Annotated in this window: 23 protein-coding genes and 1 tRNA gene; 16 read left to right on the forward strand and 8 right to left on the reverse strand. The window is 67.9% G+C overall.

Annotated elements, in window-relative coordinates; genetic code table 11:
• The first annotated feature begins 134 nt into the window (after positions 1–134).
• On the forward strand, positions 135–1,865 hold the full coding sequence (locus tag NET02_RS03810; protein WP_284056047.1) for an ABC-ATPase domain-containing protein: 1,731 nt from the start codon (positions 135–137) through the stop codon (positions 1,863–1,865).
• On the opposite strand, the gene NET02_RS03815 is transcribed toward NET02_RS03810, so the two are convergent.
• Genes NET02_RS03815 through NET02_RS03825 form a run of 3 tightly spaced genes read right to left on the reverse strand, consistent with a single transcriptional unit; the run spans position 1,843 to position 4,602 of the window.
• Complete coding sequence (locus tag NET02_RS03815; RefSeq protein WP_284056048.1) at positions 1,843–2,652, reverse strand: 16S rRNA (uracil(1498)-N(3))-methyltransferase; 810 nt, start codon at positions 2,650–2,652, stop codon at positions 1,843–1,845. The two genes, NET02_RS03810 and NET02_RS03815, sit on opposite strands and share 23 nt — an antisense overlap.
• Positions 2,649–3,602, reverse strand: coding sequence for a 50S ribosomal protein L11 methyltransferase (gene prmA / locus NET02_RS03820; RefSeq protein WP_284056049.1), 954 nt, complete (start codon positions 3,600–3,602; stop codon positions 2,649–2,651). Before prmA ends, NET02_RS03815 begins: the two co-directional genes overlap by 4 nt.
• Before the next feature lie 7 nt (positions 3,603–3,609).
• A complete protein-coding gene (locus NET02_RS03825) occupies positions 3,610–4,602 on the reverse strand; it encodes a sugar phosphate nucleotidyltransferase (RefSeq protein ID WP_284056050.1) in 993 nt (330 codons plus the stop codon).
• 186 nt (positions 4,603–4,788) lie between these two features.
• Here NET02_RS03825 and NET02_RS03830 point away from each other — a divergent pair, with 186 nt between their 5' ends.
• Both NET02_RS03830 and NET02_RS03835 read left to right on the forward strand, forming a co-directional pair.
• Positions 4,789–5,190: a hypothetical protein gene (locus NET02_RS03830; protein WP_284056051.1), complete on the forward strand. Its 402-nt coding sequence runs from the start codon at positions 4,789–4,791 to the stop codon at positions 5,188–5,190.
• Positions 5,191–5,251: 61 nt separating this feature from the next.
• Positions 5,252–5,842: a DUF305 domain-containing protein gene (locus tag NET02_RS03835; protein WP_284056052.1), complete on the forward strand. Its 591-nt coding sequence runs from the start codon at positions 5,252–5,254 to the stop codon at positions 5,840–5,842.
• Positions 5,843–6,085: 243 nt separating this feature from the next.
• Here NET02_RS03835 and NET02_RS03840 read toward each other — a convergent pair.
• Positions 6,086–6,159, reverse strand: a tRNA-Glu gene (locus NET02_RS03840).
• Positions 6,160–6,340: 181 nt separating this feature from the next.
• Here NET02_RS03840 and NET02_RS03845 point away from each other — a divergent pair.
• The 3 genes from NET02_RS03845 to NET02_RS03855 are packed head-to-tail and all read left to right on the forward strand — an operon-like array spanning position 6,341 to position 8,587.
• Positions 6,341–6,985 (forward strand): DUF2085 domain-containing protein, encoded by a 645-nt coding sequence (locus NET02_RS03845; protein ID WP_284056053.1) that lies wholly within the window; start codon positions 6,341–6,343, stop codon positions 6,983–6,985.
• 5 nt (positions 6,986–6,990) lie between these two features.
• Positions 6,991–8,238: a bifunctional phosphopantothenoylcysteine decarboxylase/phosphopantothenate--cysteine ligase CoaBC gene (gene coaBC, locus NET02_RS03850; RefSeq protein ID WP_284056054.1), complete on the forward strand. Its 1,248-nt coding sequence runs from the start codon at positions 6,991–6,993 to the stop codon at positions 8,236–8,238.
• Entirely contained in the window at positions 8,204–8,587 is a 384-nt protein-coding gene (locus NET02_RS03855; protein ID WP_284056055.1) for a hypothetical protein, read from the forward strand. Before coaBC ends, NET02_RS03855 begins: the two co-directional genes overlap by 35 nt.
• A gap of 35 nt (positions 8,588–8,622) precedes the next feature.
• On the opposite strand, the gene NET02_RS03860 is transcribed toward NET02_RS03855, so the two are convergent.
• Entirely contained in the window at positions 8,623–9,621 is a 999-nt protein-coding gene (locus tag NET02_RS03860) for an amidohydrolase family protein (protein WP_284056056.1), read from the reverse strand.
• Between the two features lie 18 nt (positions 9,622–9,639).
• A complete protein-coding gene (locus NET02_RS03865; RefSeq protein WP_284056057.1) occupies positions 9,640–10,329 on the reverse strand; it encodes an iron-sulfur cluster assembly protein in 690 nt (229 codons plus the stop codon).
• A 347-nt stretch (positions 10,330–10,676) separates the two neighbouring features.
• Between NET02_RS03865 and NET02_RS03870 the strand changes: the two genes are divergently transcribed.
• The 5 genes from NET02_RS03870 to NET02_RS03890 all read left to right on the forward strand — a co-directional run bounded on the left by NET02_RS03870 (position 10,677) and on the right by NET02_RS03890 (position 16,699).
• A complete protein-coding gene (locus tag NET02_RS03870; protein WP_284056058.1) occupies positions 10,677–12,593 on the forward strand; it encodes an ABC transporter substrate-binding protein in 1,917 nt (638 codons plus the stop codon).
• 91 nt (positions 12,594–12,684) lie between these two features.
• Positions 12,685–13,689 (forward strand): ABC transporter permease, encoded by a 1,005-nt coding sequence (locus NET02_RS03875; RefSeq protein WP_284056059.1) that lies wholly within the window; start codon positions 12,685–12,687, stop codon positions 13,687–13,689.
• A gap of 18 nt (positions 13,690–13,707) precedes the next feature.
• A complete protein-coding gene (locus NET02_RS03880; RefSeq protein WP_284056263.1) occupies positions 13,708–14,589 on the forward strand; it encodes an ABC transporter permease in 882 nt (293 codons plus the stop codon).
• The gene (locus NET02_RS03885) at positions 14,586–15,626 is read left to right on the forward strand and encodes an ABC transporter ATP-binding protein (RefSeq protein ID WP_284056060.1); all 1,041 of its coding nucleotides are present in this window, start codon (positions 14,586–14,588) and stop codon (positions 15,624–15,626) included. The genes NET02_RS03880 and NET02_RS03885 overlap by 4 nt, the downstream gene beginning before the upstream one ends.
• Positions 15,623–16,699: an ABC transporter ATP-binding protein gene (locus tag NET02_RS03890; protein ID WP_284056061.1), complete on the forward strand. Its 1,077-nt coding sequence runs from the start codon at positions 15,623–15,625 to the stop codon at positions 16,697–16,699. Before NET02_RS03885 ends, NET02_RS03890 begins: the two co-directional genes overlap by 4 nt.
• A 197-nt stretch (positions 16,700–16,896) precedes the next feature.
• Here NET02_RS03890 and NET02_RS03895 read toward each other — a convergent pair whose 3' ends face one another.
• Complete coding sequence (locus NET02_RS03895; RefSeq protein WP_284056062.1) at positions 16,897–17,133, reverse strand: DUF2171 domain-containing protein; 237 nt, start codon at positions 17,131–17,133, stop codon at positions 16,897–16,899.
• Positions 17,134–17,271: 138 nt separating this feature from the next.
• On the opposite strand from NET02_RS03895, the gene NET02_RS03900 reads away from it, so the two are divergent.
• From NET02_RS03900 to leuB, 5 genes are all read left to right on the forward strand, one after another.
• On the forward strand, positions 17,272–17,766 hold the full coding sequence (locus NET02_RS03900) for a DUF6789 family protein (protein ID WP_284056063.1): 495 nt from the start codon (positions 17,272–17,274) through the stop codon (positions 17,764–17,766).
• Between the two features lie 990 nt (positions 17,767–18,756).
• Entirely contained in the window at positions 18,757–20,289 is a 1,533-nt protein-coding gene (locus tag NET02_RS03905) for a 2-isopropylmalate synthase (protein WP_284056064.1), read from the forward strand.
• 2 nt (positions 20,290–20,291) lie between these two features.
• Positions 20,292–21,551 carry a 3-isopropylmalate dehydratase large subunit gene (leuC, locus tag NET02_RS03910; protein ID WP_347710994.1) on the forward strand — a complete coding sequence of 420 codons (1,260 nt, stop codon included), beginning with the start codon at positions 20,292–20,294 and terminating at the stop codon, positions 21,549–21,551.
• Positions 21,552–21,562: 11 nt separating this feature from the next.
• A complete protein-coding gene (gene leuD, locus NET02_RS03915) occupies positions 21,563–22,072 on the forward strand; it encodes a 3-isopropylmalate dehydratase small subunit (protein WP_284056066.1) in 510 nt (169 codons plus the stop codon).
• Positions 22,069–23,193, forward strand: coding sequence for a 3-isopropylmalate dehydrogenase (gene leuB / locus NET02_RS03920; RefSeq protein WP_284056067.1), 1,125 nt, complete (start codon positions 22,069–22,071; stop codon positions 23,191–23,193). The genes leuD and leuB overlap by 4 nt, the downstream gene beginning before the upstream one ends.
• 273 nt (positions 23,194–23,466) lie before the next feature.
• Here the strand turns inward: leuB and nirK are convergent, their stop codons facing one another.
• On the reverse strand, positions 23,467–24,603 hold the full coding sequence (gene nirK, locus NET02_RS03925; RefSeq protein WP_284056068.1) for a copper-containing nitrite reductase: 1,137 nt from the start codon (positions 24,601–24,603) through the stop codon (positions 23,467–23,469).
• Positions 24,604–24,723 lie beyond the last annotated feature (120 nt).

Here is a 24,723-nt window from a genome sequence, read left to right on the forward strand (position 1 = left end):
TCGGATCGCGGTTGCTGCGCGCGGCCGCTCGAGCAGCCGCGCGGTGCTCCTGCATGCAAGTTCGCGACCGATCGCCCACGACCCGCCCGCCGCCTATACTAGGCAGAGCGAGAGCGACATGGGGCGGAGGAGGCATGCGGGACATTCGCGTGTTGCGGTCGATCCTCCAGCGGATCGACCGCCGTGGCTACAAGGCCTACGAAGAGATCCGTGGTGTCTACCAGGACGGCGAGGTGGCGCTCGCGATCGATCATGTTCAGGGCGATCCCTTCGCCTCGCCCTCGCGCGTCCGGCTGATCGTCGAGCGGCGACATCTGGTCCTGCCGGAGTGCGCCGGCCGTATCCGCCGGGTCGCTCTGGAGGACTTCCTGGCGCGCCGTGCCCGGCGGGCCATCGCGTCGCTGGGGCAGCGACGGCGGGGCACGGGCAAGTCTGGCCTCATCCTGATCGACGCTGGCGGGCAGGAAGTGCTGGAACGTACCGCCTGTCGAGTGTTCCCTGACCGGGTCGAGCTTCGCCTCTCCGTCGGGCTGCCGGCTGCCGGGCGCACGATCCTCGGCGACGAGGCGATCGAGCTCCTGGTGGAGACCGTGCCAGCCGTGGCTCGGGCCACCCTCTGGCTGCGGCCGCCCGACCTGGAGCAGGCCGAGCGTTTTATCGCCACCGTCGAGGATGCCGAGGCACTGCGCGCCGCGCTGCCGGAGCACGGGCTGGTCGCCTTCGTCGGCGAGGGGGGCGTGCTGCCGCGCCGTAGCGGCGTCAGCCAGGAGCCGCTGACCGGCCGCGTGATCCGCTTCCAGCCGCCGCCTGATCTCACGGTCGAGTTGGAGACGCCCCACAGCGGACGGGTGCGAGGGATGGGGATCCCCGAAGGCGTCACGCTGATCGTCGGCGGTGGCTTCCACGGCAAGTCGACGCTGCTGGAGGCGCTCGCGCGCGGTGTCTACAACCACATCCCGGGCGACGGCCGCGAGCGGGTGGTCACGCGCGCCGACGCGGTGAAGATCCGAGCCGAGGACGGCCGGCGAGTGGTGGGCGTCGATCTCCGCTCCTTCATCCGTAACCTGCCGCTGGGACAGTCGACGGCCGACTTCACCAGCGACAACGCGAGCGGGTCGACCTCACAGGCAGCCAACATCCTCGAGGCGCTGGAGGTCGGCTGCCGGCTGCTGCTGATGGACGAGGACACCTGCGCCACCAACTTTATGATCCGCGACCACCTGATGCGTGAGTTAGTGCCGGCAGAGGCCGAGCCGATCGTCCCCTTGATCGACCGGGTACGCCAGTTGCACCGCGAGGCCGGCGTCTCGACGATCCTGGTGATGGGCGGGGCCGGCGACTACCTGAGTGTGGCCGACACCGTGATCTGGATGCACGCCTACGTGCCGGAGCACGTGACGGGGCGCGCGCACGAGCTCGCGGCGCGCTACGGAGAGGGAGGCTTCGGGCCACCGGATCCCTGGCCGGGGGTAGTGGCCCGCGTTCCGATTCCGGAGAGCATCGACCCCCGCCGGCGCGACCGCACGCGGGTGCGGGCGCGGGGGACGGACGAGGTCGGCTTCGGCTACGAGTCGATCGACCTGCGCCACGTGGAGCAGATCGTCGACCCGAGCCAGACGCGGGCGATCGGGGATGCGCTCGTCTATGCGCTCGAGCAGGGGCTGATCGATGGCCGGCGGACGCTGCGCGAGGTGCTCGACGCGCTCGACGCGGTGCTCGACCAGCACGGGCTGGACGTGCTCTCGCCGCACCGGGGGCATCCGGGGGACTACGCCCGGCCGCGGCGCTACGAGCTGGCGGCGGCGCTCAACCGGCTGCGGACGCTCTCAGTGCGCCAGGTCGCTACCGGCGCTCGCCGGAACTGACTGGTCTGGCTGGCCGCGGTTCCTCCGCCGGCGGCACGGCGACAGGGCCGTGCCGGGTGGCCAGCGCCTGCGCCTGGGCGATCGCCGCCAGTGCCGCCGTCTCGCTGCGCAGGACCAGCGGCCCCAGCGAGGCCAGCTCCGCGCCAGCGGCCCTGAGCCGCTCGACCTCACCCGGCGTCCAGCCACCCTCCGGCCCAACGAGCAGCAGCACCGGCGTCTCCGGCTCTAGCTCCAGCGCGGCCAGCGGCTGTGCTTCCGCCCCCTCCCACAGCAGGATCGCCCGGTACGAGCCGATCGTCGCCTCGATCTCGTCCAACCTCCGCGGCGGCTCGATCGCCGGGAGGCTCGCTCGCCCGCACTGCTCGGCAGCCTCGATCGCGATCCGCCGCCAGCGGTCGAGGCGCCCGCTCACCGCCTCGGGCTTCACGGCCACCACGCAGCGCTGGGCAAGCAGCGGCACGATCCACTGCACGCCGAGTTCGGTCGCCTTCTGTATCACCAGCTCGAAGTGGTCGTGCTTGAGGAGCGACTGCGCGAGCGCGATCGGCGGGCAGGGCAGCGGCCGGCCCGGCACCGGTTGCCCGAGCCTGACGGTGATCGATTCGCCCTGCATGCTCTCGATCGTCGCGGGGACGTCGAAGCCATCTCCCGTGAACAGCGTGACGGCGTCGCCGGGGCGCAGCCGGAGCACCCGGGCGACCTGGCGCGCCGTCTCCCGCGGCAGTGCCAGCGCGGCTCCGGGCGGTGGTAGCTCCGCGACATAGAAGCGGTGTCCATGCCGGCTCATCGGCGTTCCAGCTTCTCGTAGAGTAGGGTCACCCAATCACCGTCGACGCGGCGGCCGGCCAGCCTGGCCCCGAGCTCCTCGTAGCGCTCACGCACTGCCGCCTCGTACGGCTCGATGATCCCGCTGAGGACGAGCAGACCGCCTGGCCGGGCGGCTTCGACCAGCCGCTCGCCCGCCTCGATCAGCACCCGGGAGATGATGTTGGCGAGCACCAGGTCATATTCCACTCCGAGGGGGATCGCCGCCTGCACGTCTCCGGGGATGACACGGACACGATCAGCGACCTGGTTATGCGCCACGTTCTGCCGTAGCACCTCGACCGCGACCGGGTCGAGCTCGACGGCGTCGACGATCGCCGCTCCCAGGTGGACGGCGGCGATGGAGAGGATGCCCGAGCCGGCTCCGGCGTCGAGGACGCGGGCGCCAGCGACCGGCAGCTCCTCCAGCCACTCCAGGCAGTGGCGGGTGGTCGGGTGCAGCCCGGTGCCGAAGGCCATGCCGGGGTCGAGGTGGATCACGATGTCGTCGTGCGCTGCCTGGTACTCGAGCCAGCTCGGGCGGATCACGAGCCGCCGGCCGATCCGAGTCACCGGGAAGTGCTGCTTCCAGGCCTCAGCCCAATCCTGCTCCGCCAGCTCGCGCACCCTCAGCTCTCCGACCGCGCCGAGCTGGCCGAGGTGCCACAGCCCCTCGCGAAGACGGGACAGGATGGCCTGGCCCGCCTCGTCGGCCGGCAGGTAGGTGCTGACCAGGAGCGGCCCAGTAAGGTCGATCTCAGCGTCCTCACCGTCCAGCCCCTGTCGTACCGGGTACTCGATCGCCACGCCCTGGCCGTAGCCGTAGCGGCTCAACAGCTCCGCCACCGCGTCGACCGACTCGGCGTCGGCCTCCACGCTCACCTCGAGCCAGTGGCCGCCTCGCGCCGCTGCGGGAGGGTCACGCCGGTTCATGGCTAGCTCACGCTCCATCGGCCCGCGAGAAGACGATTTCCGAGGAGTCCCCTACGTTCACGCGCAGGGGATCGCCCTGCACCCGGGCACGCCGCCCGACGATCGAGCGCGTCAGGATCGCGCTGGCGATCGTCGCGCCCTCGTCGATGATCGAGTCGGCGACGATCGAGTGGGAGACGCAGGCGCCGCTCCCGATGCTGACGTAAGGGCCGATGACCGCGTGCTCGACGCGCGCGCTCGGGTCGATGACCACTGGCGGCACGATGACGGCGGTGGAGCACGAGGGCGGAGCCTCTGGCTGGCGCTCGAGCAGGTAGCGGTTCGTCTGAAGCAGTGCCTCGACCGTGCCGCAGTCTTCCCAGACGGAGACGGGCAGCGAGACGAGCCGACTGCCGGTATCGATCATGTGCTGGATCGCGTCAGCCAGGTAGAACTCGCCGCCCTTGCGCAGGTCGTGCTCCATCTGGTACTCGATGGCCTCGAAGAGATCGGTGATCTCGCGGAAATAGTACAGCCCGACGACGGCCAGGTTCGAGACCGGAGTCGCTGGCTTCTCGACGAGCTGCGTGATCTGGCCGTCACGAGTGACGACGACGCCGAAGCGACGTGGATCTTCGACCTCCTTGACGAAGATCGCGCCGTCGGCGTCGAGGGAGACCACCGCATCGAGATCGGCTTCGAAGATCAGGTCGGGGAACACGATCAGTGCCGGGCCGGTCATCAACCCCTTCGCCTGGATCACCGCGTGGGACTGGCCGAGCGGCTCCGGCTGCTCGACGAAGCGCGCGTCGAAGCGGTAGTGCGAGCGGACATACTCTTCGATCTGCTCGCCGAGATAGCCGGTGACGAAGACGACGGTCTCGAGAGGCAGCCGGATCAGCCGGTCGAGCACATGGCCGAGAATGGGTTTACCGGCGACGGTGACCAGCGGCTTGGGCTTGCTCCAGGTGTGAGGACGCAGCCGGGTGCCGAGCCCGGCGACCGGAATGATGACGTGCATGTGTCCTCCTTCAGTCTCTCGTTCTCAGGCTCTGGCCTGGTTCCTGCCTACTCCCGCGGGCACCTCCCAGCGAGCGAGGAGGCGGCCCCCGAGCGAGAGCGAAGAGCAGTCCGGTCAACAGTATGCACGCCGAGCTCCGGTGTCGTCAGGCGGCACCACGTTGCCCAGGCGAGTACACTTCAGACCATGACAAGGAGAAGCGCCCTGGCTCGAGTCTCCAGTATCGCCGGGTCACTCCTGGCCACTCTCGTCGTCTCGATTCTCCTGCACGCCGCCCTGTACCACACCGGTCATCCTGGGGCGGAGACGATGGTAGCGGCCGCGGTGCCAGCCAGCATGGAATCTGGCCCGGCGGCGCTTCACCACCACCGCACGCCAGCGACGTACCATGTGGCCTCGTTGGCTGAGAAATCCGAACGTTGCCCGGCGCCGGATCTCATCATGTCGCCGGTAATTCCCCTCGGTCTCGCGGGCCCGGTCGCCCTTGCCGATGCAGCCCTCGCTGCCGAGCCGGCGATCCGGTGCTCGCCCTGGAGGGCTCTCCCCGAGCGACCGCCGCGAGTCGTGCTCCAGCGCTTTCTGCTATGAGCCTCCTCCGAGCCTGACTGACGACGTCGCCGAGATGGCAGCTCGAAGGAGGTAACGAGCGATGAAGCGAGCCTGGTTGATGCCGGCGCTTGGCGCGCTGGCCGTTCTCCTGGTCGCCTGCGGCGAAGCAGGCACGAGTCCGACGCCGGCGGGTGCTCCCTCGCCCGGCGAGCCGACGCCGGCCAGCGCGGCGCTGAGCGACGAGCAGTTCCTGGCCGCGATGATCGAGCACCATCAGGGAGCGATCGATATGGCGGAGATCGCCCTCGACCGGGCTGAGCATCCCGAGGTACGCCAGCTCTCCGAGGAGATCATCGCGGCCCAGCAGGCTGAGATCGAGCAGATGCGCGCCTGGCAGCGCGAGTGGTTCGGCGCGGAGGCGACTCCCGGCGGGCATGCGGGCCACGGCATGTCCGATGAGGAGATGGGGATGGATGTGGACTTGGAAGAGCTGCGTCGCGCCGAGCCGTTCGACCGGGCCTTCCTGGAGGCGATGATCCGGCACCACGAGGGCGCCGTCCGCATGGCCGAGCAGATCCGCTCGAGCACCAAGCGCCCCGAGCTGCGGGAGCTGGCCGACGACATCATCGCGACCCAGCAACGGGAGATCGAGCAGATGCGCGCCTGGCTCGCCGACTGGTACGGGCAGTGAGGCGCAGCCGGGAAGATCTCGCATAGGGCAGGCGAGGTCGAGCCCGCGCGGGCGAGTTGCGTCGCCTGCCGATTCGGGGCATAGCGTGGCCTCTCGCTGGAGACAGCCGCGAAGGCTGCTCTGGCGAGAGGCTCTTCCCCGCGGCAAGCGCGTGAACCATCGACCGCTCCTCGGCAGTGACCACGGAGATCGGTGACAGCCATCGGTTACTCGTCGATCAGCTCGAGGGTAGAGAGGAGGAAGTGCCCCCAGCGGGATTCGAACCCGCGATCTCCACCTTGAAAGGGTGGTGTCCTAGGCCTCTAGACGATGGGGGCAAGCGCGCGCACCGCGCGGTGCGCGCGAAATCCCTCCAAGTCTACGCGTTCCGGGCCCTCGCCGTCAAATGCTGCCGACACCAGTTCCCTTGTCTCTTGCCTGACCTCGTGCAGCATGCACAGGTACGGTACTATTGAGCACGACGGGAATCATGCCGCGCGACTCCAGGAGAGTACACCCGTGGATCGACCGGTGACGCCAGCCTTCGATGTGCCTGCGGCGCCTGAGCTCCGTTCCGGCGCTGCCCCGGCCCCGCTCACCCGCGAGGCACGCCTGATCCTGGCGGTCGACCGCTTCATCTACCGGGTCGCCCGGCGCTGGCTCTGGATCGCCAACGCTGCCGGGGCAGCCATGGTGATCCTGCCGCTCCTCGCCCCGCTCCTGATGGCGACCGGCCACCAGGCGCTGGCTGGCGTGATCTACCGCGTCTTCAGCCTCGTGTGCCACCAGATGCCGGAGCGCAGCTTCTTCCTCTTCGGCTACCAGATGGCCTACTGCCAGCGCGACCTGGCGATCTACGGCGGGGTGCTCGCCCTCGGGCTGCTCTATGGCCTCGTCCGCCGGTGTGTCAGCCCGCTGCGCCTGCGTTGGGCGGCGCTCCTCGCCCTGCCGATGGCGATCGATGGCTTCACCCAGCTCTTCGGCCTGCGCGAGAGCACCTGGGAGCTGCGCGTCGTCACCGGCTCTCTGTTCGCCCTCGCGGTGGTCTGGGTCGTCTTCCCGCGGCTAGAGCAGGGCTTCGCCGAGATCCGAGCTGTCCTCGAGGAGCGGTTCGACCGGCTCGCGCGCGAGGGCCGCGCCCGGCCGCTCGTCTCCCAGCAGTGAGGCCGATGATCAGAGTGCTGCGCGACCGCCGCATCGTCCTGGGAGTCTCCGGGGGCATCGCTGCCTATAAGTGCATCGAGCTGGCGCGCGCGCTCACCCAGGGCGGCGCGCTGGTGGACGTCATTCTCACCGAGGCGGCGCTACAATTCGTCACGCCGCTCACCTTCCAGGCCCTGACCCGCCGTCCGGTGCACACGACGGTCTTCGAAGCCTGGGATGCCCGCTCGGCCGGGCACGTCACGCTGGGGGCCGAGGCCGACCTGATCGTGGTCGCGCCGGCAACTGCCAACGTCATCGCCAAGCTGGCGTACGGGCTGGCCGATGACGCCCTTACGGTGACGGCGCTGGCCTGCCCGGCGCCGCTGATCGTCGCCCCGGCGATGGATCACCACATGTATCACCACCCGGCGACCCAGGCGAACCTGCGCACGCTGCGCGAGCGCGGCGCAGTAATCGTAGGCCCTGAGTCCGGCCCGCTGGCCTCGGGGATGGTCGGCGAGGGGCGGCTGGTGGAGCCGGAGCGCCTGCTGGCGGTCATCCGGGCCATGCTGGGGCGACACGGCCCGCTGGCTGGTGCCCGCGTCGTGGTCACTGCGGGCCCCACCCGCGAGCCGATCGACCCGATCCGCTTCATCAGCAATCACTCGAGTGGCCGCATGGGCTACGCGCTGGCCGAGGCCGCTCGCGATGCCGGGGCCCAGGTCACGCTCATCACCGGCCCGACCGAGCGGCAGCTGCCCTTCGAGGTCGAGGTGGTCCATGTGCAGACGGCCGCCGAGATGGCGGAGGCTGTCCAGGCAGCCGTTGAGACTGCCGATGCGCTGATCATGTGTGCCGCGGTGGCCGACTACCGCCCTAGCCGGGTAGCGCCCGAGAAGATCAAGAAGACGGAGGAGCAGCTCAGCCTGCCCCTGGAGCGAACGATCGATATCCTGGCTAGCGTGCAGCGCCCCGGGCTGGTCAAAGTCGGCTTCGCGGCCGAGACCGAGCGGTTGCTCGAGCATGGGCGGGCCAAGCTGGAAGCCAAGCGTCTCGACCTCCTGGTCGCGAACGACGCGCGCGAGACGATGGGGCGCGAGGAATCGCAAGCGTATCTCCTGACCGCTGAGCGCGAGCCGGAAGCGTTGCCGCGGTTACCCAAGACGGTGCTGGCGGAGATCATCGTCGACCGGGTGGCGAGGCTCGTCCGCGCGCGCCGGGCGACGTCGGAGGTATCCGATGGAGCCGCCACGGCCACGCCGCCGGCGAGCTAGACGCCGGCCGCTCAGCCCGTTCCTCACGATGCTGGTCATCAACGCGATCGCCCTGTACTGGACCGTGCTGCTTGCGCGCGGGGTCTTGCTTCTGGTTCCGGCCGGCGATCGGCTCGACTGGGCTTCCCTGGTTCGCCGCGCGACTGAGCCGGCTGTGCTCTGGCTGTCGTGGCTGCCCCCGCTGCGCGCGCGACTGCTCGGTGAGCTCACGCTCGCGGAGCCGCTGGCGCTCCTGCTGAGCGGCATCGTGGCCGCGATGGCGCTGGGCGTGCTGGCCGGTTGGCAGGAAGAGGCACGCTGGTTCCGCCGCCCGATCGGGTGGCGGCGTGAGAGACCAGGCAGCAGCTAGCCCCAGGCGCTGAGCTTGCCCCTGTTGCCGGATGGTCAAGCCGCGAGCGTCTCGGCAGCCCGCTGGCGGATGGGCTCCAGGTCGATGCCGTAGAGCCGGGCCGAGTTCTCGGCCAGGATCTTGCGCTTGGTCGTCTCGGTCACGGTGACACCGTATTCCTGGGCGAGGTCCTCCGGCATCTGGAAGTCGATGATCACGTCGATCTCCCACTTCGGGTGCCAGATGTAGAAGTCGGAGCCGAACATGATCCGGTCTTCGCCCAGCCAGTAGAGCAGGTTCGCCAGCGTCTCAGCGAAGTAGCGCTTGCGCTTGCCGCCGAACGCGACCGCCACCGAGAGGCCGGCGTAGACGTTCGGCTGCTTCACCGCGATCCAGCAGAACTTATCGAGATTGGGCAGCCCGACGTGGTCGACGATGAAGTTGAGGCGCGGGAATGCGACGGCCGCGCCGTCGATGTCCCCGACGTCGAACCCGTCGAGCGTCAGTGGATCGATCCCCGGCCCTTTGTGGAAGTGCAGGTTCTTGATCCCGAGCTTCTCGCACTCCTCGTAGAGGCGCATCGCCTCGGGGCTATCGGCGCGCCAGCCCTGCGGTGAGCCCTGGTGCCACTCGGCGGTGTAGAGCTTGAGCCCCTGGATGCCGTACTGCTCCTTCTGGCGGTGCAACTCCTCGATCGCCGCGTCGCCGTCATGCGGATCGACCCGGCCGTTGAGGATGAGCCGATCAGGTGCCTTCCGCCAGACCTCGGCGTTCTGCTCGACGGTGTTGAAGCCCCGGTGGAAGAAGTCCATCAGGTGGGTGGGCTGGAGAATGCCGACGTCGACTCCGCTCTCGTCGAAGAGCGTCCGCATCCACCAGTCCTCCGGCGCCTTGCGGAAGAGGTCGAGATCCCAGAGGTACTCGTCTGATGGGGTCATCGCCTTGTGGTACGCATGGAAGCACTTGATCCAGCGATGCCCGTACTCGTTGCAGTTCTCCGGGCTCGCATCCCAGTAATGAATGTGATTGTCGATAACGATATAGCCCCGCCGCATCGCTGCCCTCCTCTCTGCTCAGGTTTCCGTTGCCCGCTCGGTACCGGATGGTCTATCTCGCTCCGATCCGTGGAAGGCATCCGAGGTGTCACGGCAGATCGCTGCATACGTACGCTGGGTCACCTGGGCCAGCCGCGCCCGCCTGGCCCAGGCGGCCAGATCGGTGATCGGGCGGCCATCGGCGGTGAGCAGGAACAGCCCATCGTCGGGCAGCCCCAGGTGTCGCCGCCAGGTTCGCCAGGCTTCCAGCGCTCCCCGGCCGGGCTCGGAGATGAGCTGCTCGACCTCGGCAACGGTGAGGCTCACCAGGCGGGACTCGTCGACCCCGGCCAGTTGTAGCGCGGCGATCAGGTGGACCAAGCTGACAGTGTAGCTGCGCTCCCAGAACTCGCGCAGGCGCTCCGGGTGCTGCTCTACCTCCTGGATGACGGCATCCATGCTCTCTGGGGAAATGAGCATAGCGGGCTCGACCTGGACCTCGGCACCCCAGCCCCGCGCCTCGGCGTAGCGGCGAATGCTGCGGACGATCCCGGCCATGGCCAGTGGCCAGCACTCCGGCGTGCAGGGGCGGAGTCGTACCCGAAGCTGCCTGTCGTTAAGCTCGACGGTGCGGATGATACCGAGCTCGCCGATTGTCCGGTTGACTGCGGGGTCGCGGACAGTCTCGGCGATCTCACGCCAGATCGCGGTGACGTGCTCGGCCGCCATGGCTCACCTCACGAGCCACCGCCTCACCGGCAAGCCTGTAGGGGATTAGCTAGCAAGATCATACTCGAGCTCATGCTTCGCCGTCAACAGCCGGGGAGTGGGTATCGACGAGGCGACCGCACGGGGCCGTGCCTGCCTTGACGTCCTTTGTATTGCATCTGGTGAAATATGCTTGTGGCTTGTACAAGTGGGCGCTTGACCGGCCTTCATCAGCCCTGTTACAATGAACCCACAAATGGCTTGGTGAAAACCAGCACGCGGGGCTCAGGCTCGCCTTTCCTCCGGCGTGGCGCGTAAGCTCTCGCCCTCTCCAGGCGTAGTGGGGCTCCGTGAGGAGGAGGGATGCCATGAGACGAGACCAGGGTCTCGAGGCTCGGTTGCTCGCGGATGCGCTGAGCGGGCGGCTGTCACGTCGTGACGTGCTCAAGCGGGCCAGTGCCCTCGGGCTGAGCGCGTCCTTCATCTCGACCCTGCTCGCTGCCTGCCGCCGGGCCGAGGAAGCTGCACCGACCGCGCCGGCGGCTCAGACCCCAGCGCCAGGAATGACCCCTTCGCCCGCTGGGGCTGTCACGCCGGCTCCCGGGCAGGTGCGGCAGGTGCCACGCGAGCGGACGCTGATCGTCATGCAGGGAGGTGATGCTGGTCAGAACCCCGACTACGCCAACTTCAACCTCTACGTGACCGGCTCGCAGAACGGCTGGCACGCCGGGCCACTGCAGACCATGAACGAGCCGCTGATCATGTTCAACGTGCTGACCGGCGAGTACGAGAACTGGCTGGCGGAATCCTGGGAGTATAACGACGATTTCACTGAGATCCTGCTCAAACTCCGCCAGGGAATCGAGTGGAGCGATGGCACCCCGTTCACGGCCGAGGACGTCGCCTTTACATTCAATCTGCTGCGCGACCACCAAGACGAGTTGATCAACACCGCCGAAATCTCCTTCCTCGAGGAGGCCATCGCTGAGGACGAGCTGACCGTCCGGTTCGTGCTCAATAAGGCGAACCCGCGCTGGTGGGCGACGACACTGACCAGCAACCACGGCGTGGCCGAGCAGATCCTGCCCAAGCACATCTGGGAGGGCCAGGATATTACCACCTTCAGCTTCTACGATCCCCAGAAGGGCTGGCCAATCGCGACCGGTCCCTTCAAGCTGGTCTCCACCTCGCCGGAGCAGAAGATCTTCGACCGCCGGGACGACTGGTGGGCGGCCAAGACCGGCTTCAAGCAGTTGCCTCAAGTTGAGCGGGTGATCTATATCCCGATCCGGGATGAGTCGCAATCCGCCCAGATGCTCATCACCGGCGAGATCGACATGTCGAAGATCCTCTCGGTACCCACGATCCAGAGTGCCATCGCGCAGAACCCGAAGATCATCACCTTCAGCGGGCAAAATCCACCCTATGGCTACCTCGACTGGTGCCCGATCGACCTCAACTTCAACTGCGATGTCGAACCGTGGAACAATCCCAAGCTGCGCTGGGCGGTCAACTACGCGCTCGACCGCGAGAAGCTCGTGTCGCTGGCCGAGGCCGGTGCCGGCGTGACCGCGCTGCACCAGTTCACGCCCTACGACTGGTTCAAGCCGTTCGAGGAGGCGCTGCAGCCGCTTTATCAGAAGTACGGCCTCGATACCAAGGCGCACCCGGACAAGGTCGAGCAGCTTATGACCGAACTGGGCTACCAGAAGAACGCGGATGGGTTCTGGGCCAAGGACGGCCAAGTGCTGGACATGACGATCTACGTCCCGGACTGGCTCAAGGCCTATGGCCCGCCGCTGACCCAGCAGCTCAACGACGCCGGCTTCAAGGCGCAGTTCGACCCCTCGCCCGGTCTCGGTACCCAGGTGCAGACCGGCGAGCAAGCGCTCGGCTTCGGTTGCAAGGGCCCGGCAGGTGTGAAGGGCATGGACCCGTACTTTATGCTCTCGATCTATACCTCGCAGTACTACCGGCCAACCGGTCAACCTGCCCCCATCTGGTGGGCCACGTCCCGCTGGCGCAACGAGGAGTACGATCAGATCGTGGCCCAGATGGACACGCTCCAGCCGGAGGACCCGAAGACGCTCGAGCTGTTCGTGCAGGCCATGGATATCTGGTTCCGCGAGATGCCGGACGTGTTCGTGGCGCAGCTCATCATCCGCTACCCGATGAGCACGGAGTACTGGACCGGCTGGCCCACGCAGGAGGACCCCTACGGGTTCCCGCACTCGTGGCAGCAGGAGTTCCTCAAGACGATCCTCCGGCTCAAGCCCGCCAAGTAGGGGGCGGCTGAGGAGAGCGAGAGATGAGCGAGGGGGAACCATGTGGATCCCCCTCGCTAGGAAATGAGACGCGAGAGGGGTTGAGCGCTCGATGCCGCTAGGGTATCTGCTGCGGCGGCTCGCCGTCTTCCTGCTCATCGTCTGGGTGGCGGCGACAGTCAACTTCTTCATTCCCCGGCTCTCCGGTGCCGATCCGGTGCGAGAGCGGTTGCTCCAGATGGCCGCTGTCGGCGGGACCGGCACTGGCACGGTCGAGGAGGTAATCAAGAGCTACCAGGCGAAGTTCGGCCTGGATAAGCCGCTCTGGCAGCAATACCTCTTCTATCTCTGGGACATGGCTCGCTTCGACTTCGGCGTCTCGATCACACGCTTCCCGAACAGCGTCTCTGGCATGATTCTCGATGCCCTTCCCTGGACGCTGGTGCTGGTCACCATTGCCACGCTGATGGCCTTCGCTATCGGTAGCCTGTTCGGGGCGCTGGTCGCCTGGCCACGGGCTCCCCGGTTCATTCATGCCCTCGCGCCTCCGCTCTTGACGCTCTCGGCCATCCCGTACTACCTGCTCGGGCTGATCCTCGTATACTTTCTGGCCTTTACCTGGCGCCTCTTCCCGCTCGGCGGTGGCTACAAGGTGGGGAGCGAGCCCTCCTGGAGCTGGTCCTTCATCCAGGACGCAGCCTACCATTCGATCTTGCCTGCGCTCTCGATCATCCTGTCCGGCATCGGGTTCTGGGCGCTCAGCATGCGTGGCATGATGATCACGACGCAGGGCGAAGACTACGTGACCTTTGCCGAGGCGAAAGGGCTGCGACCCCGGCGCATCTTCCTGCGCTACGCGCTGCGGAACGCGATCCTGCCCCAGACCACGGCCCTGGCGCTGGCGCTCGGCCACGTGGTATCGGGCGCTGTGCTGGTCGAGATCGTGTTCGGGTACCCGGGCGTCGGCAACCTCCTCTACCAGGCCATCCGCACCTTCGACTACCCGATCATCTACGGCGTCACGTTCATGGTGATCGTCGCGATCGGCCTGGCGACCTTGATCCTCGACCTGCTCTTGCCGGTGCTCGATCCGCGTATCACCTACCAGCGAAGCTAGGGGGCTGCAGTGATCGCGATGCCTGCTCGCCTGGAGCGAACGCAGGACCGGATGGGACAGGTGCTGAGAGGGCTGCGGACGTATCCGATGCTTACCGCAGGCCTGCTCCTGCTCCTGCTCGTGCTCTTGATCAGCCTGATCGGGCCGCTCTTCGTGCCCCGGGAAGGGGTTCAGGTCGGGTCGGCGCCGCCCGATCAGCGGCCGTCGCGCGAATACCTCCTCGGTACCGACACGGTCGGCCGGCAGATCCTGGCCATCATCATCTACGGCACGCCGCTCACGCTCCAGATCGGCCTGATCGCCGGTGCGATCGGGCTCGGGGTGGGCATGGTCTTCGGCTTCGTGGCTGGCTACTATGGTGGAGCGCTGGATCATCTCTTCCGCGGTGCGGCCGACGTCTTTCTCACCGTCCCAGGGCTGCTGATCCTGGTCGTGATCGCGACTACCTTCAAGGGAGCCGTCAGCGTCATGACCCAGGCACTGGTCGTCTCGGCGCTGGCCTGGATGTACCCGACGCGGACCATCCGCTCGCAGGTGCTCAGCATGCGCGAGCGGGGGTATGTCCAGCTCGCCAAGCTGTCGGGCATGAGTGGCCCGGAGATCATCGTGCGGGAACTCATGCCCAACCTGCTGCCGTATCTGGCGGCGAGCTTCGTCAGCGCCGTCTCGGCGGCTATCCTGGCCTCGATCGGACTGGAGGCGCTGGGACTGGGGCCACAGAACGAGCCGACGCTCGGGATGACGATCTACTGGAGCCTGTACTACACCTCGGTGTTGCGGAACCTATGGTGGTGGTGGGCGCCACCGATCGTCATGATCGTGATCATCTTCGTCGGCCTGTTCCTGATCTCGGCCGGGCTCGATCAGGTCGCGAACCCGCGCTTGAGGAGAGCAGCGTGAGCGATACGAGCCTTCGCATGGGCCAGACGCGCCCGGAACCCGCTGCGCGGCCGTGGGAGGGTGCCGAGATCGTCCTCGGTGTCCGTGACCTCCGTGTCTCGTACTACACGCCGCGAGGACCGGTCCGCGCGGTGAACGGGGTCTCCTTCACGCTGAGACGGGGTGAGGCGTTCGGCCTGGTCGGCGAGTCCGGCTCGGGCAAGTCGACCATCGCCCTCTCACTGCTGCAGCTCATCAAGCCGCCCGGGCGGATCGAGGGCGGGCAGGCACTGCTCGACGGCAAAGACATCCTGTCGCTGTCCGAGGAAGAGATGCGGCGGTTGCGGCTGGCCGAGATCGCGCTGATCACCCAGGGAGCGATGAACTCGCTGAACCCGGTGATGCGCATCCGTGACCAGATCATCGATGCCTGGAGAGACCATGGCGAGCCCGTCAACTGCCGGGAGGCAGAGGACCGGATCCGCGATCTGCTGCGCTGGGTGGGGCTCCGTCCGGAGGTCGCCCGGATGTATCCCCACGAGCTCAGCGGGGGGATGAAGCAGCGCGCGGTGATCGCGATCGCTATCAGCATGCGACCGAAGGTGATCATCGCCGACGAGCCGACCAGCGCGCTCGACGTCGTCGTGCAGCGCCAGATCATGCAGACCCTGCGGCGCATCCAGCGCGAGCTCGGCGCCGCGGTCATCCTGATCGGCCACGACATGGGCCTGATGGCCCAGTTCGTCGACCGGCTGGGCGTGATGTACGCCGGCAAGGTGGTCGAGGTGTCGCCGGTTCGCGACATCTTCAAGGACCCGCTGCACCCGTACACCCAGCTCCTGATCGCTAGCCTGCCGTCGCTGGCCAGGAAGGGCCAGCTCCAGGGTATCCCCGGGCTGCCGCCGTCGCTCCTGAGCCCGCCACCGGGCTGCCCGTTCCACCCCCGCTGCCCGTTCGTGATGGACCGCTGCCGGGTCGCGGTGCCGCTGCTGGAGCTGAAGCGCCCGAACCGGCTGGTCGCATGCCATCTCTACGAGAGGGACGAGGAGCAGGCATGACCACGCTGCTCGAAGCCCGCAAAGTGACCAAGGTCTACGGCGGGGGACTGTTCCGGCGCGATCGCACGGTGGCGCTCGAAGACTTCTCGCTCAGGATCGAGCCCGAGCCGCCCTCGATCACTGCTATCGTCGGTGAGAGCGGCAGTGGCAAGACGACGCTGGCCCGGCTGCTGCTGGGCATGACGATGCCGACCGCTGGGGCCATCCTCTATCAGGGCAAAGACCTCCGCACGCTCTCGCGCCGCGAGTGGCGCGCGTTCCGGCGAGATGTGCAGGCCATCTTCCAGGACCCGTACGAGGTCTACAACCCCTTCTACCGGATCGACCACGTGCTGCACACGCCGCTGAAGAAGTTCGGCCTGGTGAAGTCGGAGCGGGAGGCCCAGCAGCGCATCGTGGAGGCGCTGCAGGCAGTCGGCCTGCGCCCCGAGGAGACGCTAGGCCGCTACCCGCACCAGCTCAGCGGCGGCCAGCGCCAGCGCGTCATGGTGGCGCGGGCACTCCTGGTGCGGCCCCGGCTGATCATCGCCGACGAGCCGGTCTCGATGGTGGACGCCTCGTTGCGGGCGACGATCCTCGACAGCCTGCGCGCGTTGACGCGAGACTTCGGCGTCTCGCTGATCTACATCACGCACGACCTGATCACCGCCTACCAGATCAGCGACAATATCATCGTGCTGTACCGCGGCTCGGTGGCAGAGGCCGGCCACGCCGAGCCGGTGGTGCAGGAGCCACAGCACCCGTATACGCGCCTGCTGATCGGCTCGATCCCGTTGCCCGACCCCGATCGCGCCTGGAGCGAGGAGCAGGAGCCGTCCGAGATCGGTCGCCTGGCCGATGCGAGCACCGGCTGCACGTTTGCGAACCGGTGCCCGTACGCGATGGAGATGTGCCTGGAGCGGCACCCGCCGCTATATCAGACCGAGCGGTATCGCGTGACTGCCTGCTACCTCTACCGGGAGTCTCCGCTGCTGGCGAGCGAGCACCTCGATGAGGCGTTCGTCCGGCCGGGCGTCGCTGGCCCGGCGGTGGCCACGAGTGGCGCGGCGGACGACAGCACGGCGGGCGCCTAGCCGCTTTCCCGGATGCTGGCCCAGATCTAAGGAGCCGAGCGGGTGAACGGGACGGGCCCGGGGCCGAAAGGGATCGCCCTGAGCCACTGTCCGCTGGACAGGAGATCCCCAAATGGCCGTCGAGGCGCACATGCGTGCGCCTCGACTCGACCGATCGCCGATGCGATCGCCAGCAGGGCTGCTCTCGAACCGATGGGCTACATGCTCATCGGCGGGTTCTCCCAGCCCATGCTGTCGACCTGGTCGCTCGCCACGTTCAGCACGATGCGGTCGCTGCTGATATCGCGGATCGCGTCGAACGGAACGTAGACATCGCGCTGCATGGAGCGCTCCAGCAGGAAGTCCGTGCTGCGGACGTCCTTCACCCAGCCGAGCTCATCCCCGTCTGCGGCGAGGACTTCCATCCCGGGTCGCAGGCGCATCTGGTCGATCATAGCCTGTCCCTCCGATTTCCTGTGATAGGCCGCGATCCCGCCGCGGCTCCCTCTCTCGACCCGCCTCCCGGCGGGTACCCGGAGTCTAGCTCATTTTGACATAATGTACAAGTCCGGAGTCGAAAGAGGCTCCGGCGTGTGTGGATCGCTATCGCCCGGGAGGAAGAGACGATGCGACGGGTAATCGGTGGGGCACTGGCCGGACTGCTGGCGACGGCCCCGATGACGGCGGTGATCTACGCTGGTCGGCGGGCCGGGCTACTGTGGAATCCGCCTCCCCGGCAGATCACCGGGCGAGTGCTGCAGCGGATACGTGGCCGGGGGCGGATGCCCCGGCCGGCGTTCCAGGCGAGCTGGCTGGCCGCGCACTTCGGCTACGGGTCAGCAGCTGGAGTCGTCTACTCCCTGGTGCGGCGGCTGCTCCCAGGGCGCCCTGTCCTTGCTGGCCTGACCTTCGGAGAAGGGGTGTGGGCGGCCAGCTATCTCGGGTTGATGCCGGAGATGCGACTCTACCCTCGCCCTCAGCAGGACACCGGATCGCGCACAGCGGTGATGATCGCCGCCCATGCGGTCTATGGCGTCGCGCTGGCCGAGCTCTTCACCCGGCTTACCGGCCGGCGAACCCGGCCGTAGCTGGAGCGACTCGTCCACTCGGCGCTGTGACGCTGGTCTGGGTGGAGCATGTGGGGGCAACAGACGCGCATCTCCTCGGGGCGGTGTAGCGTGCGAGCCCACGAGGCGAGGAGAGCCCGCGCGTTTCGTACCTGCGTGCTGACCGGGAGAAGCCCGGCCTCACTCTAGTGGCAGGACGGACACGTACCGTTCCCCTGAGCCAACTCGTTCCGTACGGTCGAGCCCATGACAACCCGCCAGTGCGAGCGGAGACAGTTTCAGGAGGCTCGATGCCTCCCTGGTTCTACTTGTTGACACACCCTGCTGCTCGACTCAAGGCGGCCGAGCGCCAAAGCTCGATCGATGGGTTACTCGCGACGTTCGGTGATGGATCGGAGCACGAGAGGGAAGAGAACAGGCCATAGGGAGGACACCGTGCGGCGTGGTGAGGCTCAAGGGGCAGCACTCGCGTCATGGCTTGACAGCGACCCGCGTGATCTGCTAGCATGCCGGCGAAGGCGCAGATGGGGAGCAGTAGCGCGCCTGGCCGGCCAGCGAGCCGGGGTTGCGGTGGGAGCCCGGCCCGAGCACTGCGCGTGAACTCGCCCCGGAGCCGTGCCGGCGAACCGTTCGAGTAGTCGGCGCCGGGTCGCGCTCGTTATCGCGCGGAGAGTGGGCATCGTACCGGATACGGTTCGATGCCAAGTAGGGTGGTACCACGGCATGGCCCGTCCCTTCGTGGACGGGCCACTTCAGTTTCTGGGGTTGGCGCTCGGCGCGAGCGCGGGCCAGCCCGATCGCGAGGAAGAGTGAGCCGGACGATGGCACGACGACGATCGACGTCGATGGAGCGACTGGCCGGGTTGCTTCGTCTCTCCCTTAGTCGGCCCCGCGGAGGGGCCACGCGGAGAGCTGGGAGGTCGTGTTTGTCGTAGTGGACAGGCATGCAGGTTCGCCCGCCGGCCTCCCCATCGGGGAGGCCGGTATCGTTGAGAGCCAGGAGGGAGCAGGATGAGCGATCGGCTGATCATCTTCGATACGACGCTGCGTGATGGGGAGCAGTCCCCGGGCGCGACCATGACCGAGGACGAGAAGATAGAGGTAGCTCGCCAGCTTGCCAGGCTGGGAGTAGACATCATCGAGGCGGGCTTCCCGGCTGCCTCGCCGGGCGACTTGGCCGCGGTGAAGCGGATCAGCCAGGAGATCAAGGGCGTCACCATCTGCGGCCTGGCGCGCGCCAACTTCGCCGACATCGACGCCGCCTGGGAGGGCGTGCGCGATGCCGAGCAGCCGCGCATCCATACCTTTATCGCCACCTCGCCCATCCATATGGAGTACAAGCTGCGCAAGACGCCGGACGAGGTGGTCGAGGCCGCCCGCGCCGCCGTCCGCCACGCTCGGAGTTACGTGAGCGACGTCGAGTTCTCGGCCGAGGACGCGACCCGCAGCGACCGGGACTTCCTCTGCCGCATCTTCGCCGCGGCCATCGAGGAGGGCGCCACCACCATCAATATTCCCGACACCGTCGGCTACGCGACGCCGCAGGAGTTCGCGGAGCTGGTGCGCTACATCCAGGAGCACACGCCGGGCATCGAGAAGGTCACCATCAGTGTCCACTGCCACAACGACCTGGGCCTGGCGACGGCGAATACGCTGGCTGCGATCCAGGTGGGCGCACGGCAGGCCGAAGTGACGATCAACGGGCTGGGGGAGCGGGCCGGCAACACCGCGCTGGAAGAGGTGGTCATGGCCCTGCACACCCGCAAGGACATCTATGGAGGCGTCCTGCCCCGGGTCGTCACCGAGCAGATCGTGCCGACCAGCAAGCTGGTGCAGCGGATCACCGGGATCCACGTCCAGCCGAACAAGGCGATCGTCGGGGCGAATGCCTTCGCCCACGAGGCCGGCATCCACCAGGACGGCATGCTGAAGCACCGCGCGACCTATGAGATCATGACGCCGCAGTCGGTAGGCTGGGAGGCCAGCCGCCTCGTGCTGGGCAAGCATTCCGGCCGGGCCGGCTTCAGCGCCCGGCTGAAGGAGCTAGGCTACGGCGATCTCTCCCGCGAGCGGATCGAGGAGCTGTACCAGCGATTCATCGCGCTCTGCGACCGCAAGAAGACGGTGACCGACGCCGACATCGTCGCGATCGTCGAGGAGCAGCTCGCGCAGGTGCCGGAGCAGTACGTGCTCAAGGGCTGGCGAGCGCACTCCGGCTCTGATGGCCGAGCTGAGGCCTGGGTGAAGCTGCTCGTCAACGGCGTCGAGCGCGAGGCGTCGGCGTCGGGCAACGGGCAGATCGACGCGCTCTTCAAGGCCATCGACCGGCTGGTAGGCCGGCACTGCGAGCTGGCGTCGTTCCACGTCGACGCGGTGACGCCCGGTGAGGATGCCCAGGGAGAGGTGAGCGTCCATCTGCGGTGCGGCGATCACGTCTATAATGGCCGGGGAGTGGCGACGGACGTCATCGAGGCCAGCGTTCGCGCCTATCTGATGGCCCTGAACCGTGCAGCCCTGACGTCATCAGCGGAGGTGGTGAGCTAGCTATGGGCATGACCATGAGCGAGAAGATCCTGGCGCGCGCGGCCGGCCGGCGCTCGGTCGAGCCAGGAGAGATCATCGAGGTCGCGGTCGATCTGGTGATGACCAATGACATCACCGCGCCCCTCTCGATCGCCGAGTTCAAGAAGCTCGGCCTGGAGCGCGTCTTCGACCCGCAGAAGGTGGTCTTCGTCCCCGACCACTTCGTCCCGGCCAAGGACATCAAGGCGGCCGAGCAGTCGAAGATCATGCGGGAGTTCGCGCTGGCTCAAGGGGCGCTCTACTTCGAGATCGGCCGGGCTGGCATCGAGCATGTGGTGCTGCCGGAGAACGGGCTGACCCTGCCCGGGCAGGTCATCATCGGCGCCGACTCGCACACCTGCACGTACGGCGCCTTCAACTGCTTCGCCACTGGCATGGGCTCGACCGACATCGCGGCGGCCATGGCGCTCGGCACCACCTGGGTACGGGTGCCGCCGACCATCAAGTTCGTCTACAAGGGCACGTTGCCGCCGGACGTTGGCGGCAAGGACTTGATTCTCTACACCATCGGCCAGATCGGGGTAGACGGCGCGCTGTACGCGGTGATGGAGTTCACCGGCGAGGTGATCGACAACCTGCCGATGGACGACCGCATCGCGATGGCCAACATGGCCATCGAGGCCGGCGCCAAGACTGGCATCTTCGGCTTCGACGAGAAGACGCGCGAGTGGCTGGCCCGCGTCACCGACAAGCCCTACGAGCCGGTCGACAGCGACCCCGATGCCCGTTACCAGCAGGTCATCGAATTCGATGTCTCGAACCTGCGGCCGCTGGTGGCGCTGCCGCACCTGCCCTCCAACGTGTACCCGGCTGACGAGATCGAGGACATGCCGATTGACCAGGTGGTCATCGGCTCCTGCACCAACGGCCGCCTGAGCGACCTGCGGATCGCTGCCGAGATCCTCAAGGGCCGGCAGGTGCACCCACGGGTGCGCTGCATCATCGTGCCGGGCAGCCAGGAGGTGGCGAAGCAGGCGACCCGCGAGGGGCTGGCTGACATCTTCCTGGAAGCGGGCGCGGTCTTCTCGACCTCGACCTGTGGCCCCTGCCTGGGTGGCTACATGGGGGTGCTGGCCAAGGGTGAGCGGTGCGTCTCGACGACGAACCGCAACTTCCGCGGCCGGATGGGGCACCGGGAGTCGGAGGTCATCCTGGCCGGGCCAGCGGTGGCGGCGGCCAGCGCAGTGTTGGGCCGGGTGGCCTCGCCGGCGCAGCTCAACTAGAGGAGCGTGCGATGATCATCCGTGGCAGGGTCTGGAAGTTCGGCGACAACGTCGATACCGACGTCATCATCCCCGCCCGCTATCTCGTCACGATCGACCCCGAGGAGCTGGCGAAGCACGTGATGGAGGACATCGACCCCGAATTCGCTGGCAAGGTGCAGCCGGGCGATATCATCGTCGCCGGCCGGAACTTCGGCTGCGGCTCCTCGCGGGAGCACGCGCCCATTGCCATCAAGGCGGCCGGGGTCCAGGCGGTGGTGGCCGAGTCGTTCGCGCGCATCTTCTTCCGCAACGCGATCAATATCGGCCTGCCGGTCGTGGAGGCTCCGGAGGCGATCGCCGAGACCGAGACGGGCGACGTCATCGAGATCGACACCGAGGCGGGCACCGTGCGCAACACCCGCACCGGCAAGACGTACCAGTCGACGCAGTACGACGAGTTCATCCAGCAGATCATCCGGGCGGGCGGGCTGATGCAGGCGGTGGCCGAGCGCGTGAAGGCGAGGCAGCAGGCCGGATGAGCGAGGTGCGTGTCCTGCTGCTGCCGGGGGACGGCATCGGCCCGGAGGTGCTGGCCGAGGCACGGGCGCTGCTGGAGGCGCTCGGCCCGGCGACCGGCCTGCGCTTCAGCTTCAGCGACGATCTGATCGGCGGCGCGGCGATCGATGCCTATGGCACGCCGCTGCGCGAGGAGACGATCGAGGCGGCGCGGCAGTCCGACGCGGTGTTGCTGGGCGCCGTGGGTGGGCCGAAATGGGATTACCTGCCCAAGGCGACCCGGCCGGAGGCTGGGCTGCTCGGGCTGCGCAAAGAACTGGGTCTCTTCGCCAACCTACGGCCGGTCAAGGTCTTCGACGCCCTGGCCGACGCCTCGCCGCTCAAGCCGGAGATCGTGCGCGGGGTCGACCTGCTCGTGGTGCGCGAGCTGACCGGTGGGCTGTACTTCGGCCAGCCATCGGAGCTGGTGCGCGGGCCGGAGGGGCGGCGCGCGGTCGATACGCTCCCGTACACCGAGGCGGAGATCGCCCGCATCGTCGACCTGGCGTTCCGCCTGGCCCGCGAGCGACGGCGCAAGGTGACCAGCGTCGACAAGGCCAACGTGCTCAATACCTCGCAGCTCTGGCGAGAGGTGGCGACCGAAGTGGCCTCCCGCTACCCGGAGGTCACGCTGGAGCACGCGCTGGTCGATTCCTGCGCCATGCGGCTGGTGAGCCGGCCGCGCGACTTCGACGTGCTGGTGATGGAGAACCTGTTCGGCGATATCCTAAGCGACGAGGCGGCAGTGCTGGCCGGCTCGCTCGGCATGCTGCCCTCGGCAAGCTTGCACGGCGCGCCGCCCTCCCGGCCCGGCTCGCCGGCACGGCTCTTCGGCCTCTACGAGCCGGTACACGGCTCGGCGCCGGATATCGCCGGCCGCGGCATCGCTAACCCGATCGGCGCGATCCTGAGCGCCGCCATGCTGCTGCGCTGGACGCTGGGGCAGGAGGCCGCCGCGACCGCAGTCGAAGCCGCGGTGGCCGACGTGCTCGATGCCGGTATCCGCACGGCGGATCTCGCTGGCTCAGGGACGCAACCGGTCGGCACGGCGGAGTTCGGCCGGCTCGTGCGCGAGCGGGCACTCGCACGGCTCAGCGCAGGGTGATCCAGGAAAGACGAGAGCAGGTGAGCCCGGCGAGCGTTCCCGCCGGGCTCATCGCTTGCTGTCGACCGTTGCGCGTCCGGTGGCGGCTCAGGCAGCGGCCGCCGGTGGTGCCGCCTGCTCTACCCGGTGCCGGATACCTCGCAGCATCGCCCGCGTCATGATGAAGGAGATGATCGAGACCGGTTCGATCAGCAGGGCAGCCCCCGCCGGTGGCAGCGGTAGCGCTCGCGCAGGAGCACGCGCGTGCTGCCGCCAGGCTGCGCGGGTACCGGGCTAGTGGCCAGCATGCAGCTCGACGCCGGGCACGACGACCTCGAACACCTCGGGGTTCTCCGGGCCCTCGACGTGGATGACTCCGCTGGCGCCCTTCATCAGCCGGCCCAGCGCGTGGTCGACCATCACGTAATCGCCTGGCACTTCGAGCGTGAACTCGACGATGGTCGCCCCGCCCGGCGGGACGCTCGTCGTCTGCACGTTCTCGGCCCAGACCGAGCCGGCCTCGAGCGCGACCCGGTCGAAGATCTCGCCGATCACGTGGAAGCTCGAGGTCAGGTTGACGCCGCCGTTGCCGAAGAAGATCCGCACCCGCTCGCCGACCTTAGCCTGGAGTGCCCGCTCCCCGGCCAGCGCGCCCACCGAGCCGTTGAAGACCACGTAGTCGGGCTGCTCGGCCAGGCACTTCTCCAGCGAGAATCCGTGACGGCCGGGCTGGCCCCGCTGTCCGCTCAAGTAGAAGTCGCCCTGCATCACGTAGAACTCGCGGTCGACCGGTGGTAGACCCCCAGGCGGCTCCACGACGATCAGCCCGTACATGCCGCTGGAGACGTGCATCGGGATCGGCGGCACGGCGCAGTGATAGACGTAGACGCCCGGGTTGAGGGCCTTGAACCGGATCGTCGCCGACCCACCCGGGTTGACCACGGTGTACTTAGCGCCGCCGCCCGGGCCGGTCACCGCGTGCAGGTCGATGTTGTGCGGCGTCTTGTTGTTCGGGTTGTTCTTAAGCGTCAGCTCCACGGTATCGCCCTGCCGCACACGGATCATCGGGCCAGGCACCGTGCCGTTGAACGTCCAGAACGTGTAGGCCACGCCGTCGTCGATCAGCGCTTCCACCTCGAGCGTCTCCAGCTCGACCTTGACGAGCTGCGGCTCGCGCCCCCCGACCGGCGGCGCGACTGCCGGCAGGGGCAGGCGGGTCAGGCCCTCGACGCTCTCGGAGGTTGCCGGTGCGGCCGGCGTGGAGGCAGCCGATGCGGGCGGCGCTTCCTGCTCCCCGCAGGCGGCCAGGATAGTGGCGGCTAGGGGCACGGCGGCGCCGGCCAGACCCAGCCGCTGCAACGCCTGGCGGCGGGTCAGCGGCCCGTTGACCTCTCGCAGTCCTGCCATCGTCCGAACCATCGTCTCCACCACCTTCGAAATCCTCTCGTTTGTGTTCCGACGCGCTCGTTGCGTCCGGTTCTCTCTTTCCAGTCACTAGGATCGGCCTTTGAGCAGCCCGCTACCACGCGCGGAGGGATAGTTCTCGACTGC

The organism is Thermalbibacter longus, from assembly GCF_023806485.1.
In the GTDB taxonomy this organism is placed as follows: domain Bacteria; phylum Chloroflexota; class Chloroflexia; order Thermomicrobiales; family Thermomicrobiaceae; genus Thermalbibacter; species Thermalbibacter longus.